The 14,198-nt window shown below is 69.8% G+C and carries 16 protein-coding genes; 12 read left to right on the forward strand and 4 right to left on the reverse strand.

Features of this window, described 5'->3' with window-relative positions; translation table 11 throughout:
- Window positions 1–204: 204 nt before the first annotated feature.
- Genes Ae717Ps2_RS22210 through Ae717Ps2_RS22225 form a run of 4 tightly spaced genes read left to right on the forward strand, consistent with a single transcriptional unit; the run spans window position 205 to window position 4,246 of the window.
- Entirely contained in the window at window positions 205–1,863 is a 1,659-nt protein-coding gene (locus Ae717Ps2_RS22210) for an LCP family protein (protein ID WP_083702467.1), read from the forward strand.
- 17 nt (window positions 1,864–1,880) lie between these two features.
- Window positions 1,881–2,627, forward strand: coding sequence for a TIGR03089 family protein (locus Ae717Ps2_RS22215; RefSeq protein ID WP_083695264.1), 747 nt, complete (start codon window positions 1,881–1,883; stop codon window positions 2,625–2,627).
- A gap of 22 nt (window positions 2,628–2,649) precedes the next feature.
- Complete coding sequence (ilvA, locus tag Ae717Ps2_RS22220; protein WP_051050468.1) at window positions 2,650–3,915, forward strand: threonine ammonia-lyase IlvA; 1,266 nt, start codon at window positions 2,650–2,652, stop codon at window positions 3,913–3,915.
- Between the two features lie 58 nt (window positions 3,916–3,973).
- Complete coding sequence (locus Ae717Ps2_RS22225; protein WP_226360665.1) at window positions 3,974–4,246, forward strand: MSMEG_0570 family nitrogen starvation response protein; 273 nt, start codon at window positions 3,974–3,976, stop codon at window positions 4,244–4,246.
- 9 nt (window positions 4,247–4,255) lie between these two features.
- Here the strand turns inward: Ae717Ps2_RS22225 and Ae717Ps2_RS22230 are convergent, their stop codons facing one another.
- A complete protein-coding gene (locus tag Ae717Ps2_RS22230; protein ID WP_075310334.1) occupies window positions 4,256–5,434 on the reverse strand; it encodes a benzoate/H(+) symporter BenE family transporter in 1,179 nt (392 codons plus the stop codon).
- A gap of 234 nt (window positions 5,435–5,668) precedes the next feature.
- Between Ae717Ps2_RS22230 and Ae717Ps2_RS22235 the strand changes: the two genes are divergently transcribed.
- Genes Ae717Ps2_RS22235 through Ae717Ps2_RS22245 form a run of 3 tightly spaced genes read left to right on the forward strand, consistent with a single transcriptional unit; the run spans window position 5,669 to window position 7,034 of the window.
- Window positions 5,669–6,187, forward strand: coding sequence for a DUF1097 domain-containing protein (locus Ae717Ps2_RS22235; protein ID WP_075333856.1), 519 nt, complete (start codon window positions 5,669–5,671; stop codon window positions 6,185–6,187).
- Between the two features lie 25 nt (window positions 6,188–6,212).
- Window positions 6,213–6,452: a MerR family DNA-binding transcriptional regulator gene (locus Ae717Ps2_RS22240; protein ID WP_083695266.1), complete on the forward strand. Its 240-nt coding sequence runs from the start codon at window positions 6,213–6,215 to the stop codon at window positions 6,450–6,452.
- 48 nt (window positions 6,453–6,500) lie between these two features.
- Window positions 6,501–7,034 (forward strand): helix-turn-helix transcriptional regulator, encoded by a 534-nt coding sequence (locus Ae717Ps2_RS22245; RefSeq protein ID WP_075312816.1) that lies wholly within the window; start codon window positions 6,501–6,503, stop codon window positions 7,032–7,034.
- Window positions 7,035–7,051: 17 nt separating this feature from the next.
- On the opposite strand, the gene Ae717Ps2_RS22250 is transcribed toward Ae717Ps2_RS22245, so the two are convergent.
- On the reverse strand, window positions 7,052–7,873 hold the full coding sequence (locus Ae717Ps2_RS22250; RefSeq protein ID WP_233147658.1) for a squalene cyclase: 822 nt from the start codon (window positions 7,871–7,873) through the stop codon (window positions 7,052–7,054).
- Window positions 7,874–8,030: 157 nt separating this feature from the next.
- On the reverse strand, window positions 8,031–8,180 hold the full coding sequence (locus Ae717Ps2_RS39890) for an acyl-CoA dehydrogenase family protein (RefSeq protein ID WP_249265207.1): 150 nt from the start codon (window positions 8,178–8,180) through the stop codon (window positions 8,031–8,033).
- A gap of 134 nt (window positions 8,181–8,314) precedes the next feature.
- On the opposite strand from Ae717Ps2_RS39890, the gene Ae717Ps2_RS22255 reads away from it, so the two are divergent.
- The 3 genes from Ae717Ps2_RS22255 to Ae717Ps2_RS22265 all read left to right on the forward strand — a co-directional run bounded on the left by Ae717Ps2_RS22255 (window position 8,315) and on the right by Ae717Ps2_RS22265 (window position 12,184).
- Window positions 8,315–9,472 carry a restriction endonuclease gene (locus tag Ae717Ps2_RS22255; protein ID WP_143510442.1) on the forward strand — a complete coding sequence of 386 codons (1,158 nt, stop codon included), beginning with the start codon at window positions 8,315–8,317 and terminating at the stop codon, window positions 9,470–9,472.
- A 246-nt stretch (window positions 9,473–9,718) separates the two neighbouring features.
- Complete coding sequence (locus Ae717Ps2_RS36300) at window positions 9,719–11,062, forward strand: hypothetical protein (RefSeq protein ID WP_143510444.1); 1,344 nt, start codon at window positions 9,719–9,721, stop codon at window positions 11,060–11,062.
- A gap of 618 nt (window positions 11,063–11,680) precedes the next feature.
- A complete protein-coding gene (locus tag Ae717Ps2_RS22265) occupies window positions 11,681–12,184 on the forward strand; it encodes an NUDIX hydrolase (RefSeq protein ID WP_233147659.1) in 504 nt (167 codons plus the stop codon).
- Here the strand turns inward: Ae717Ps2_RS22265 and Ae717Ps2_RS22270 are convergent.
- On the reverse strand, window positions 12,165–13,292 hold the full coding sequence (locus tag Ae717Ps2_RS22270) for a helix-turn-helix transcriptional regulator (protein ID WP_075334348.1): 1,128 nt from the start codon (window positions 13,290–13,292) through the stop codon (window positions 12,165–12,167). The genes Ae717Ps2_RS22265 and Ae717Ps2_RS22270 overlap by 20 nt on opposite strands.
- A gap of 192 nt (window positions 13,293–13,484) precedes the next feature.
- Here Ae717Ps2_RS22270 and Ae717Ps2_RS22275 point away from each other — a divergent pair, with 192 nt between their 5' ends.
- Complete coding sequence (locus Ae717Ps2_RS22275; RefSeq protein ID WP_075298844.1) at window positions 13,485–13,814, forward strand: hypothetical protein; 330 nt, start codon at window positions 13,485–13,487, stop codon at window positions 13,812–13,814.
- Window positions 13,815–13,858: 44 nt separating this feature from the next.
- Entirely contained in the window at window positions 13,859–14,185 is a 327-nt protein-coding gene (locus Ae717Ps2_RS22280) for a hypothetical protein (RefSeq protein ID WP_075333860.1), read from the forward strand.
- Window positions 14,186–14,198: the final 13 nt, after the last annotated feature.

Genomic DNA, 14,198 nt, shown 5'->3' on the forward strand with positions numbered 1-14,198 from the left:
CAAGTCCCGACCCCCTACGACGACCGGGCGAGCGGCCCGACACGCAGGCCCGCGCGGCCCGCGGCGCGGGTCCCGATGCTGCACCCTGGTCCCGACCGGGGTGTCCGGTCCTGGAGACGCACGGCGCGCGCCCGGGTTCACCGGACTCCCCCGTCCGGGTGAGACACGGCTGCGCGGACGAGACGGACCCCGAGGGGAGCGAGCATGGGCGAGAGCTACCGGGACCGCTCCCGCCCGTCGGCGGCCGAGCGCGCCGCCGCCCGGCGGTCCGGCCGCCCCACCGCCCCCGACGTCCGGTCCCGCTCACCCCGCGTCCGCCCCGACACCGGCGCCGCACGCGGGCGACCGGCGGGCTCCGTGGGCTGGAGCCGGGCCGGGACCGGCCCCGACGAGCACCCGCCGTACCCGGCGCGCGACGGGCGCACCGGCGGACGACCGCCCCGGGGCCGCGGGCTGCTGGCCCGGCTGCGCCTCGCCGTCGCCGTGCTGTCGGCGCTGACGGTGCTGCTCACCGGCGCCGCGTGGACCCTCTACCGCGACGTCACCGGCGGCATCACCACGACGAACCTGCTGTTCGGCGGCTCCGCCGGGGGCGAGCAGAACATCCTGCTGGTCGGTGTGGACAGCCGCACCGACGCGCAGGGCAACCCGCTGCCCGCCGACGTCCTGGCCCAGCTGCGCAGCGGCGCCGAGTCCGGCGTCCTCAACTCCGACACGATCATCGTCGTGCACCTGCCCGCCGACGGCGGCAGCGCGACCGCGTTCTCCATCCCGCGCGACTCCGAGGTGTCGATCCCCGGGATCGGCCGCAACAAGATCAACGCGGCGTACCCGCAGACGAAGGCGCAGACCGCGTCCCGGCTCGTCGCCGAGGGCGTGCGCGACCCCCGGCAGATCGACCAGGACTCCTCGCAGGCCGGCCGGCAGGCGCTGATCGACACCGTGCAGGACCTCACCGGGCTGGCCATCGACCACTTCGCCGAGGTCAACCTGCTCGGCTTCTACAACCTCACCAACGCCGTCGGCGGCGTCGACGTCTGCCTGAAGGCCCCGGCCAAGGACGCCTTCTCCGGCGCCGACTCCCCCGCGGGCCCGCAGACGATCTCCGGTGCCGACGCGCTCGCGTTCGTGCGGCAGCGGCACGGCCTGGCCGGCGGCGACCTGTCACGGATCAACCGCCAGCAGGTGTTCCTCGCGGCCGTCGCCAACAAGGTCCTCTCCTCGGGCACGCTCACCGACCCCCGCAAGCTCGGCGCGCTGGTCGAGGTGATCCAGCAGTCGGTCGTCATCGACAGCGGCTGGGACCTGCTCGGCTTCGCCCGCGAGGCGTCGTCGATCGCCGCCGGGAAGATGGACTTCCTGACCATCCCCACCGGTGGCCCGGAGACCACCGGCGGCAAGGACGTGCTGCTCGTCGACCCCGCCGAGGTCCGCGACTTCGTCGCCCGCCACACCGAGCCCGAGCCCGAGGAGGCCGCCGCGACCTCCACGGAGGCGGCGCCGCCGGTCGTGGCCGACGTGGCGAACGGGTCCGGGGTGACCGGGCTCGCGGCGCAGGTCGCCGACACCCTGGGCCGCAACGGGTTCACCCCCGGCGAGGTCGGCAACGCCCCGGACCGCACCACCTCGGTGGTCCGCTACAGCCAGGCCGACGGCGACGCCGCCGCCCGCCGGGTCGCCGACGCGCTGGGCGGGATCGGCGTCGAGCAGTCCGACGCCGTCGCCCAGGGCCGGGTGCAGGTCCTGCTCGGCACCGACCGCGCGAACGGCGGCCGGACCAGCGCCGCGGCGGCCGCGCCCGCCGCCGCCCCGGCGCCGTCGACCCCGCCGATCACCGCGGGCGGGGTCCCGTGCATCGACTGACGTAGCGTTCCGGGGCGATGGACACCGTCTTCGGCTCCGGCCTGTTCCTCACCGACGCACTGCTCGGCCCGGCGCTCGGCGCCGCCGCCCCGCGCCCGCTGGTCACCCACTACGACGACGCGACCGGCGAGCGGACCGAGCTGTCCGGCACGACGACCGCGAACTGGACCGCGAAGGCGGCGAACCTGCTCCGCGACGAGGTCGACGTCGAGCCGGGCACCCGGGTGGCGGCGCTGCTGCCCGCGCACTGGCAGACCGTCGCGGCGCTGCTCGCCGTCTGGTCCTGCGGCGCGGAGCTCGTCGGCGACCCGGCGGGCGCCGACGTCGTCCTCGCCGACGCGGCGCGGCTCGACGTGGCGCTCGCCGCCGGCGCGGGCACGGTCGTCGCGTTCTCGCTGGACTTCTTCGGCCGCGGCATGGGCGACCTGCCCGGCGGGGCCGTCGACTTCGCGACCGAGGTCCGGGCGCACGGCGACGAGTTCGTCCCCTGGGACCCGGTCGACGGCGCGGCCCCGGCCTGGGACGGCGCGAGCGGCGAGCAGGTGCTGGCCACGGCCCGGGAGCGGGCGGACGCGCTGGGCATCACCGCGGGCGCCCGGGTGCTGTCGGTCATCGGCTGGGACAGCGCCGACGGCCTGCGCGACGGGCTGCTCGCCGTTCTCGCGGCGGGGGCGTCGCTGGTCCAGACGGTGAACCCGGCCGCCGACCCCGCCGCCCTGGACCGGCGCGCCGAGACCGAGCGGGTCACCCTGCGCCTGGGGTGAGCGGCGGCCCCGGCCGGGGGTCATGACACCCTGGTCGACCGTGACCCCCTCTGTGAGCGCCCGGGACGTCGACGACGCGGCGGCCCGGCTCCGCGCCGTCATCGGCCCGACCCCGCTGCAGCTCAACCCCCGCCTGTCCGACGCGCTCGGCGGCGAGGTCTGGGTCAAGCGCGAGGACCTCCAGCCGGTCCGCTCGTACAAGATCCGCGGCGCCTACAACCTAATCGCGCAGCTGCCCGAGGCCGACCGTCTCGCCGGCGTCGTCTGCGCCAGCGCCGGCAACCACGCCCAGGGCGTCGCGTTCGCCTGCCAGCGCCTCGGTGTGACCGGGCGGGTCTACCTGCCCGGCACCACCCCGCGCCAGAAGCGGGACCGCGTCGCGCGGCTGGGCCGCGACGCCGTCGAGATCCGGGTGGTCGGCAACACCTACGACGAGGCCGCCGCGGCCGCCCGCGCCGACGCCGAGTCCACCGGCGCCACCCAGGTCCCCGCCTTCGACGACCCGCGCACCGTCGCGGGCCAGGGCACCATCGCCCGCGAGATCCTGTCCCAGCTGGCCGACCCGCCGGACGTGCTGGTCGTCCCGGTCGGCGGCGGCGGACTGCTCGCCGGGGCCATCACCTACCTGCGCGAGCACGCGCCGTCGACCCGGATCGTGGGCGTCGAACCCGCCGGGGCGGCGAGCATGGCGGCCGCGGTGGCCGCGGGCGAGCCGGTGGACCTGGGCACGCTGGACCCCTTCGTCGACGGCGCCGCCGTGCGCAAGGTCGGCGCGGCCACCTTCGACGTGGTGCGCGATGCGGGCGTGGAGCTGCTCGCGGTGCCCGAGGGCCGGATCTGCGTCGAGATGCTCGCGCTCTACCAGTCCGACGGCATCATCGCCGAGCCCGCCGGGGCGCTGTCCCCCGCGGCGCTGGACCGGCTCGGCATCCCCCGCGACGCGACGACGGTCTGCCTGCTCTCGGGCGGCAACAACGACGTCTCGCGCTACGCCGACATCGTCGAGCGCGCCCTGGTCTTCGAGGGACGCAAGCACTACTTCCTCGTCGAGTTCCCGCAGGAGCCGGGCGCGCTGCGCCGCTTCCTCGACGACGTCCTCGGCCCGGACGACGACGTCACCCTGTTCGAGTACACCAAGCGTTCCAACCGGGAGACCGGCCCGGCGCTGGTCGGCATCGAGCTGGGCTCCCCGGACGACCTGCCCGCGCTGCTCAAGCGGATGCAGGAGGCTCCCCCGCACATCGAGCCCATCCCGCCGGACAGCCCGCTGTTCGGCTTCATCCTGTAGACGTCGCGCGCAACACGGTGGCAATCCGGGCCGCCTACCGTGCACGACCGTGCCCGAGATGATGTTCGACGTCCGCTGGCCGGACGGCACCGAGGTCAGCTACTACTCGCCGTCGCTGGTGGTGACCGAGCACCTGGACACCGGCACGACCTACCCGGTGGCGGAGTTCGTCACCCGCAGCCGCACCTGCATGGAGATCGCCGACTCGCGGGTCCGCGCGAAGTACGGGTTCGGCTGCGCGCAGTCGGCCCGCACGATCGCGCTCATCGACGCCGCCGCGGGGCGGTTCGCCCCGACCGACGAGGTGCGGGTGCAGGGCTTCCGCCGCTGATCCCGCGCCTCACGCGGCCGCCGCGCGTCGGCGCAGCGCCAGGTGCAGCACCACCCCGGCGAGCAGCCCCCAGAACGCCCCGCCGATCCCGGCGATCGTGACCCCGGCCGCCGAGACCAGGAACGTGGCCGCCGCGGGCACCCGCGCGACGGCCGGGTCCGGCGTCCCGTCGGCGACGGCGAGGGCCCCCGCGAGCGCGGCACCGAACGTGCCGAGCAGGGCGAGCCCCGCGACGGACTCCACGACCCCGGGCGGCGCGGCCGCGACGAGGGCGGCCAGCGTCGTCGCGAGCGGGGCCAGCAGCAGGCAGGTGACGCCGTTGGCCTGGCACGCGATCCAGCGCCGGGCCGGGTCGGGATGGGCCTCGGGCGAGGCGGGCAGGGCCGCGGTGATCGCGGCCAGGTTGATCGCGTGCGCCCCGGCGGGGGCGCCGAGCGCCGTGCCGGCGCCGGTGAGGACCATCGCGTACCGCCACGGCACGCGGTAGCCCGCCGCGCCGAGCACCGCGACGCCCGGCACGTTCTGCGAGGCCATCGTCACCACCCACAGCGGCAGCGCCACCCCGACCACCGCGGCGAGGGAGAACGACGGCAACGTCAGCGCGATCCGCGGGGCCTGCAGCCACCCCCAGCCGTCGGCGAGTGCCATGACGATCACCAGTGCCAGCCCGAACGCGGCCGGCGAGGCCCAGCGCGGCGCGACGCGCGACAGGACGACCCACAGCACCACGATCGGCGCGACGAGCAGCGGCCGCTCCACCAGCGCCCGGACCGGCGCCAGGCAGAGCGGCAGCAGCACCCCGGCCAGCATCGCCTGCGCGATCGGCGCCGGGATCGCCCCGACGAGCCGCCCGAGCGGGCGCACGAGCCCCGTCGCGACGACCAGCAGGCCGACGACGACGAACGCGCCGACCGCCGCGGGCCACCCGCCCGCTACGGCGCCGGTGGACGCCAGCAACGCGGCACCGGGCGTGGACCAGGCGATCGTCAGCGGGCGGCGGAACCGGCGGGACAGCCAGATCGTCGCCAGCCCCATCAGGGCGGTGAGCACCACCAGCCCGGACGCGGCCTGCGCCGGGTCGGCACCGGCCGCCGACAGCCCCGCGAGGACGACGGCGAAGGAGCTGGTCACCCCGATCACCGCGGAGACCACACCGACCGACACCGGTTGCGCCCAGGAACGATCCACGGGCCCACTCTAACCGCGTCGTTCTGTAAACAGAACTCTCGTCGGGCGGTAAGCAGGATGTTCTGCAGCCGATACACGGGACGCCCTCTGCGGGACCAAAGATGACCGAACCGTGTCGTCCGGAAAACAGGCGGTGACGTCCGGCCCGGCGATCTTGGAACGGGCACCGGCGGCGGCCCATCCTGCGTGGGTCGCCGCGCCTGCCGGGTGCGGCCCAACCGGGAGGACCGTCCCATGAAGCTGCCCGTCGCTCTGGCCCTGGTGATCGGCGTCGCCGGGGCGGTGATCGCGTACCTCTACCTCGGCCCGCTCTCCGGTCTCGGCCTGTTCGTGCCCGCCACGTTCCTGGGTGCCGCGACCTTCTTCGCGGCCGGTGGTGACCGGCCCGCGCTGGTCACCACCCTCGCCACGAACATCTGGGGGATCGTCACCGGCACCGTCATGCTGATCCTGGCGGGACTCACCACGAACCCCGCCCTGCTGGGCCTGATCATCGGTGGGATGACCGCGGTGTTCATCCTCGGTGCGCTCGTGCCGGCGCTCGGGTTCGTGCCCGGGTCGGTCGTCGGGTTCGCCACCACGGCGGCGTTCGGCCTGCTCAGCGGCGCCTCCGGCACGGACTTCTCGCTGCCCACCGGCCCGTTCACGGTGATGCTGCTGTCGTTCGTGGTCGGCTCGGTCGCGCTCGGCTACGGCTGCAGCCTGATCGTCGGCCGCCTGACCGCCCGCGCCACGGCACCCGCCGCGGCCTGACCGGCGGCGGCACCCGGTGCGACTGGTGACCACCGGCGAGGCCGCGACCAGGCTGGCCCTGAGCCCGCGGGCACTGCACCGCTGGGCCAGGGCCGGTCTGGTGACGCCGGCCTTCCGCGAACCGGACGGCAGAGATCTCTGGGACGTGGAGGATCTGCGGGACCAGGTCACGGCGCTCCCGGCACGCTTCTCCGCGGCCACCGCGGTGCGCGACCCCGGAACACCCGGCCCGCCACGTGGTGGTCCGGACACCCCGGCCCGGTAGCCCGGGCGCAGGGGCCTCGTGTCGACCGGCCCCGGCTACAGTCGCCCGGTGGACGACGGGGCGCTGCGCACGGCCCTCGGCGCACGGGTGCGGGCGGCCCGGACCGCACGCGGTCTCTCCCTCGGGGTCCTCGCGGAGCGGGCCGGGATCGGCAAGGGGTCGCTGTCCGAGATCGAGAACGGCAGCCGCAACCCGACCCTGTCCACGCTGTACGCCCTCGCGGACACCCTCGCCGTGCCGCTGTCCCGGCTGCTCGCCGAGCACCCCGGGGCCGAGCTCGCCGGCCCCGGCATCACCGTGCGCCTGCTGGAGACCACCACCGACGACCACGGCACCGTCGAGGTGTACGCGCTGGCACTCGTCCCGGGGGCGGTGCACGTGTCCCCCGGGCACGGTCCCGGGGTGGTGGAGCACCTGCTCGTCACCCGCGGTGCCGTCCGGGCCGGACGCAGCGGGCACGAGGCCGAGCTCGGCACCGGCGAGGCCACACGCTGGCCTGCGGACGGCGAGCACACCTACGCCGCCCTCGCCGGGGAGCCGGCCGCTGCCGTGCTCGTCATCCGCACCCCACCGACTCCATGATCATCAGTACCTGAGCGTCAGGCCACCGCGTCCCACCAGGCGAGGATCCGGGTGCCGTACAAGGTCAGCCACGGTGACGGCTCCCCCGGCGGCACGTCGACCTCGAACCACATCTCGCCGGGATCGCGACGGCCCTGCACCCACCACCCGTCCGGACGGCGCGCCGCACGCAGCACCGCGACGGCCTCCGCCAGGCGCGGGTCGGGCGCCGCGCCGTCGAGCTCCGCGGCGCGGCGGAAGTACTCGGTGCCACGCAGCACGTCGAGCCGCCAGCGCAGCGGGTACGCGAGCTCGGCGGGGTCCCGTTCGAGCGGCAGGCGGTCCCCGGTGGACAGCCGGTAGAGCAGGCGTCGGGACAGCAGGTACTCCTCACCGGAGCGGCGGGCGGCCCGGGTCCCCGACGTCCCTCCGGTCGCCCGCTCGTGGGCCAGCAGCCCGTGCAGGGAGTTGAGCGTCGAGTGGACCGACGACCGGGTGGCACCGTCCACCCAGTCGCAGTTCCAACCGCCGTCGGGGAGCTGGTGCTCGGCGAACCAGGCGGCGAGCGCATCCATGTCGCGGCCGAGCCAGAGCCCGTTGGCGACGGTCCAGGCGTTGATGCAGGCGTCGACCTCGCCGTCCCAGTAGGGCAGGTCGTCGTACTCCCAGCGGCACGATTCGAGCTTCTCCGCGGTGCCCGCGAGCGCCGCGGGATCCAGGCCCCACTCCCGCAGGGCGTTCAGCGACCAGGTCGTCGCCGTCCACGGCTGGCCCTCCACCGTCGACGGCTCGGCCGGGAAGTACGCGCCGCCCGCCCAGGTGCCGTCGGGATCCTGACGGGCGAGCAGCCGCGCGCCCATCCCCCGGTCGCGACCCGAGCACGGGTGGCCTCCCAGACCTCGGGAGGCGCACCCGCCAGGTCGCGCTCGACCTGCCAGCGCAGCGCCGGATCGGTGTCGAGCAGCCGGTCGAGCAGTGCTCGGTCCACGACAGCCCCGTCCATGGGCGGTCAGAGTGTCACTTCAGGAGGTTGCGCGCCATCACCATGCGCTGGATCTGGTTGGTGCCCTCGTAGATCTGCGTGATCTTCAGGCTGCGAGCTGTCGACCTACAGCCTTGCCGTCGATTGGCGGCCTGAGCTGCTTTGATTCGCTCGTCACCAGTCATCAGCCGTGATGAGCCGTCCACCTCTCACGGCCTGCAGACGGCCTGCGCAGAGTGAGGCACCAGTGATGTAACGGATTGCCTACCCAGCGCCGACCTACCAACGAAGGTCAACGTTACCCAACGCGGGAGCTCGAGTGCGTAGTGTGAAGCCAACCGACGCCAGTGTGCTTGTCGTCGCCGAGGGTGACACAGACGGCGCTCGGAACCACACCCGTGGCCACCTTTTTGAGATGTTCATCGGACGCCTCTTCAATGCGTTCGGCTATCAAGACCCTTCTTGGCGCGAACGTAACGTAACATCAAATGGGATTGAACTAGACCTTAAGGTCTCACATACGCTCTCGAATAAGCCGGCGATAATCGAGTGCAAGGCATACACGTCTGCCGTCAAAATTGGCCCTCTTACACAGTTCTACGGGAAGTTCTCAGCCCTGCGACGGCGCAGTCCAGAACTTCACGCATTTATGGTGGTGACGCCACGCTTGACCGCAGAGGCCAATGAGTTCTACGAGACAATCCGACTCGATGACCCCGACTTCCGGGTACTGGACGCTAACGACGTATACGAATCCCTAGTTGATCGACAAATCATCCATCCTTTTCACGATAACGATAGCTACACCGACCCGACAATAGTAGTGGCCGAGCATGGCGTCTATTCGGCCGCAATCGAGTTAGGTGAAGGCGCCCGCGCGGCTCGGGTCGTCCTCAGAGCCACAGGCTCTCTGAGCGTTCCCGAGTTAGTTCTTGACCTAGTTCGCGAAACCGAGTTTGCACGCGGCCTAGACGTTTCCGATTGGCATGTCGCTTCGACATCAGACCTGAAGCGCACAATCGAGACTCCTCCAGATGCCGAGGATTTCATCGCCGTGGTCGCAGGAAGTACGAACAACTTTGAGTATCAACTGCCCGCTTCACCTAAGTTCTTCGTGGGGAGACGCGAGGCCATACGACAGGCGGGTGAGGCCTTCGCCAAGTCGGGAAGTGTCATCGTTCTCAACGCACAATCTGGCTGGGGAAAAAGCTCCTTGGCGCTAAGACTTAAGAAGATGACAGAAGATTCAGGAGGTGCCGCGCTTGTCGTAGACACAAGAACCGTCGCTACGACCCGGTTCGTCAGCAGTGTGCTACGAAAGTTTGGCGAGCAGGCCGCTATCGACGGCTACGTAGAGCTACCTTCGAAGCCGTCGTGGGCGTCGCTTACCAGTAGCCTGCGGACGCTATCCGACAGCACCTGGCTTAACCGCGGGCCATTGTTCCTAATGTTCGACCAGTTCGAAAACGTCTTCTGAGATGAGGCCCTCACCAGGCAATTCCGCGATCTCGCTCTCGGCGTACAAGAGCTAGACATTCCACTTACCGTTGGCTTCTCGTGGAAAACCGACTATGTTGGATGGACAGAAGGTTACCCGTATCAACTTCGTGATGAGATCCGCGGATCAGCGCACGTCATTACGCTCCCGACGTGGGGGCCACGAGACGTCGAGACGCTTCTCAGGAGACTAGAGAAGGAATCCGGTCAGCGACTAAGTCGCGAATTGCGTCAGCGCCTGCGCGAGTATTCGCAGGGCCTGCCCTGGCTGTTCAAGAAGCTCGCAGGACATCTCCTGCGAGAGATTGAGTCAGGCGTAACGCAGGAGCAACTATTGTCTGAAGCCCTAAATGTTCAAACCCTGTTCGAAGCCGACATGGCGGAGCTAAGCCCTCACGAACGCGAAGCCCTAAAGTATATCGCCCGCTTTGCTCCAGTCAATGTAACCGATGCAATGGATCGAGTTTCGGCAGATATCGTTCAGTCCCTAATCAATCGCCGCCTTATCGTGTCAGTTGGTGAACATCTAGATACCTATTGGGACATCTTCCGAGACTTCATCACAAGCGGTCGAGTACCAATTGAAGACTCCTACATCCTGCGACAGGCTCCCGTTTCAGTAGCCCGTCTCCTACGAGAGCTCGAAAAAGACGGGGGCGACAGCTACGTTGTTGAGGTCGCCGAACGATTCGGGACAAGCGAGAATGCAGTCTGGAATCTCGTACGAGAACTTCGCCTGATGGGCATTAGCTCCTACGAGCCCAACCGGGTGAGCTTCGTCGATAGCGTCCGAAACGCAAGCAACCGCGACTCAGCCATTCGGACGCTGGTCGGCCAAGCACTTCGGCGGCACCGCGCTTACACTACTTTCCTAGAGGCAGCTGAGCGCTCCGGCGGGCGACTCACATTTGAAGCCTTCGCCAGGAAACTTCAGGATGTATTCCCAGCGGTCGCTGTTTCTCGCGACACGTGGGTATCCTACGCGCGCGTGTTCACTTATTGGTTCGAGGTTGGCGGCCTGGCTGTAATTGAAGGCAAGTCGGCAAAAGTGCCCACTGATGGCCATGTGGCGCAAACTGAGCTTCTGAACCGTGTCAGCAAAATGAAGACACGTGGCTCGTTCCCAACCAGCAGCCCAGGACCTGGCGTAGCGCTCCTGAAGGCGCTTAAAGAAGCGCCTAGGCCCGTCACTCAGCTATCTAAGAGAGAATTGGTATCGCTGCGTGACCTACTCCGGCTCGGTGCGATAACCGAGGGACTTGATGGACTCCTTGAAGTGTCGCGCCCTGAGCTGATCGAGAACGGCAAGATTCATGAAGAGGCACTCCAGAACCTTCTTCGGCAAATGCCTGGCGGTGACGCAGCATGGATACATCTGGCAGACGACCCTGCGGCGACACCCCAATTGATCGGCGAACACATAAAGAAGGCGCTTGGCGCCGCGTGGTCGAGAGCAACGACCATCTCGGTTGGTAAACACTTTCGCGGCTGGGTCAGGTTTGCAGGTTTGGTGACGTCGACACGGCGTAAGCCTCAGGCGATTAACCCTGACCGAGAGGGACTCTTCTAGCGGAAACGCAACGCCTTCTCGCATAGTCCTGTCATCCCGCTGTCCTGGCCAGCACTTTGCGGGAGCGTGCGGTGTCAACCCGGAACCCTCGATCCCGCAAGTTGACCACTACACAACAGATGGCGGCGCAGGGGGCAACCACCGGCGGGATCGAGGCGCGCGGAGCGCGGGGTTGACGCCGTTCGTGCCCGTGAAGACGATTGCGGCCAGCGGGGACGACCACTCACACCGTCTCATTCCCACCCTGCCGGCGCGTAGCCGGCGGCCCCGAGGTCCGCTCCGCCCGGAGGCCGTCAGGCCGGAGGTCGCGGAGCGGTTGCCGTCCGGCCGAGTCCGGCCCCGCGCCCCGGTGGGGCGCGGCTTGAAGACGTATAGAAAGTTCTCACCACCCGCACACCGCACCCGCCCGACCAGGCCGAACCCGCCCCGCGCTCCCGCGCCGAGTCTCAGCTGATGCTTGACACCAACGCTGCCTGAGACCGGCTCAACCGGTAGCGTGTCGAGAGTCAGCAAGGACTCCTGCACGCTCTAGAATTGGTGTCAGTGGAATCGTCAGAATCGCCACCGCGCACGACCAAGCGTGGTGAGCGCACGGTCTATGACAGCGAATGGCTCCAAGTGAGCCTCGCTGATATCGAGCCGCCCGACGGACGACGATTCGAGCACCACGTCGTGCACATGAAGCCTGTCTCCATCGCCGTCCTCGTCGATGACTCGGACCGTGCCCTGATGCTGCACCGGCACCGTTGGGTCACCGACGAGATCGGGTACGAGTTCCTGGGTGGCCTGATCGAGCCCGGTGAGGACCCGGCCGACACTGCACGCCGCGAGGCCGAGGAGGAGGGCGGTTGGCGTCCCACCGGCCCCCCGCAGCACCTCGCCTCGTTCCAGCCGCTGCCCGGGATGGTCGACTCCCCCACCCACCTTTACCTGTGGCGCACCTTCGACCACATCGGAGAACCGTCCGACCTGGAAGAAGCCGGCCTCCTGGAGTGGGTCCCGCTGACCGAGCTGCCCGCTCTCGTGGCAGGGAACCGGCTCCTCGGTGCAGGCACGTTGATCGCCGCACTCCAGCTCCTCGCCCGGCAGGCCGGGGTGGAGTTCACGCCAGGAGCCGAGTGACCCGGTCGATCCTGCGGAGCTGCCGGATCGAGCCCGTCCGCCGCGCCAGGTCCCGCGCCACCCGTGCGTGCTCCAGGGACGACACCCGCTCTCCCCGCACCGCGTAGGACTGCGCAACGTCGCAGTGCAGGGACGCAGTCGCCCGCACCGACATCCCCGGCGTCCTCCCCAGCGCGCTCAACAGGGCGTCCAGCGCCCCGGAGTCACCGAGACCGGCCAGGACGTTGCCCCGCCACCTCGCGAGCTGCCAGTCGTCGAGGGACACGTACGGGACAGCGCTGTTGTCCGGCTCCGCCGGCATCGCCTGCTCGGCCAGCCTCAGCGCCTCTCGGCAGCCCACCTGATCACCCGTCGCGGCCAGGGCCTCCGCCTCGGCTGCGTGCAGCCACGCCCCCAGCAACCCCGGCACCTTCGACCCTGCGGCTGACCTCGCCGCCTGCACGAGCTGCAGAGCAAGCTCCGGACGCTCGACGTCGAGCAGGTCGTAGGCCTGTTCGCCCATCGCGTGCGAGAGCAGCGCAGGATCTCCGGACTCCCGGCCCGCGGTCTTGGCGAGATCGTGCAGCGTCCACGCCCCGCTGGTGTCGCCGGAGTTGAGCACCTGCCAGCCGTGCAGCGCCGCGACATCGGCCAGCACCCCGGCGAGCTGCTGCCGTTCGGCCTCGCTGATCACGTGGGACATCAGGTCACGCACCGTCGTGACCAGGGTGCCGGTCTGCTCGATCACCATCTGCGACCCGAGCTGCTGGTCGAGCCGACGCAGCCCGTCCACCTGCTGCTGGAGCCCGGACACGGTGACAACGTCGACGACCGCCGCCTGGTCCAGCATCAGTTCGAGCCCCTGGGCCGGGGCCACCGACAACGGCGCAGGCGCCGCATCCGGGAACCCGAGTTCATCGGCGGTCCGTCCGAACAGGTCGCAGAGAAGCTGCCGGTAGTGCCCGGGCTTGCGCTTGCCGCGCTCCCAGTCCGACACCATCTGCTTCAAGCTCGCCCGGCTGACGCTCAACGCCGCCCCGCGCGACTCGGCCAGACGCAACAGACGTCCCGCGAGCTGGTCCTGTGTCCAGCCCTGGGCCTCACGCGCTCCCCGCAGCGCTGAGCTCATCACCGGTCTCCCTCGTCTTCGGGTTCCGCGCTTCTCATTGTGCCTGGTCAACGCGGTAAACGGAACGGTAAACACGAAGCTGTTCACTATCGTGAATTTACGGCCCTACGTGCTCGCTGGTGTTCTTGTCTGGCACACCCCGTCCGGGGTGAGCGAACTGCCAAGTTGATCCCCAGAAGGAGCACAGCAGTCATGCAGTTGATTCTCGACACCAATGCCATGCGTTTCCAGGCGTCCGGCGGATTCGAGCCGCGTCTGGACAAGGACGGTGTCCACCGTCGGGACAAGAGCGGTGGCACGAACCACCCCCTGTGGGCCGTCAAGCTCGTGGCCTGGAGTGACGGCGACGCGGAGACGATCCTGGTCACGGTGGCGGCCGACAACCCGCCCAAGGTCGATCAGGGTCAGTTCGTGTACGTGGACCGTCTGCAGGCGATGCCGTGGGTTCAGAACGGCAACTCGCGGGTGGCGTTCCGTGCCAAGTCCGTCCTTCCCGAGGGAAACACCGGCGCGTCCAAGTAGGCCGCGATTCCGGTCCCGATCTCTGCGGAAGGGATGAGTGAACGATGTCCGACAACAACGGCACCACGGTCACCGTGACTCCGATGGCGGAACGGCACGAGCCGTACCGCGCACCGGAAGCAAACATCTCGAAGGTGCACGACGCGATCTGCGGATCGCACTATTCCGTCGTGTTCGAGGCCGCTCACCAGGCCTCCAAGTTCGCCATCGAGGCGAACTCCTCGCAGGTCGACACGGCCACGAGGCTCGGGCACCTGGTCGACATGACCGAGTGCCTGGAGATCGCACTGACCCACGTCGGTCAGTGGAAGGCGGCGATGTCACACCGCCTGCACGTCGAGGACGAGCGCAACTCCGGCTCCGGCTTCTAGTACTGCAACGGCA

The organism is Pseudonocardia sp. Ae717_Ps2 (assembly GCF_001932475.1).
In the GTDB taxonomy this organism is placed as follows: Bacteria; Actinomycetota; Actinomycetes; order Mycobacteriales; family Pseudonocardiaceae; genus Pseudonocardia.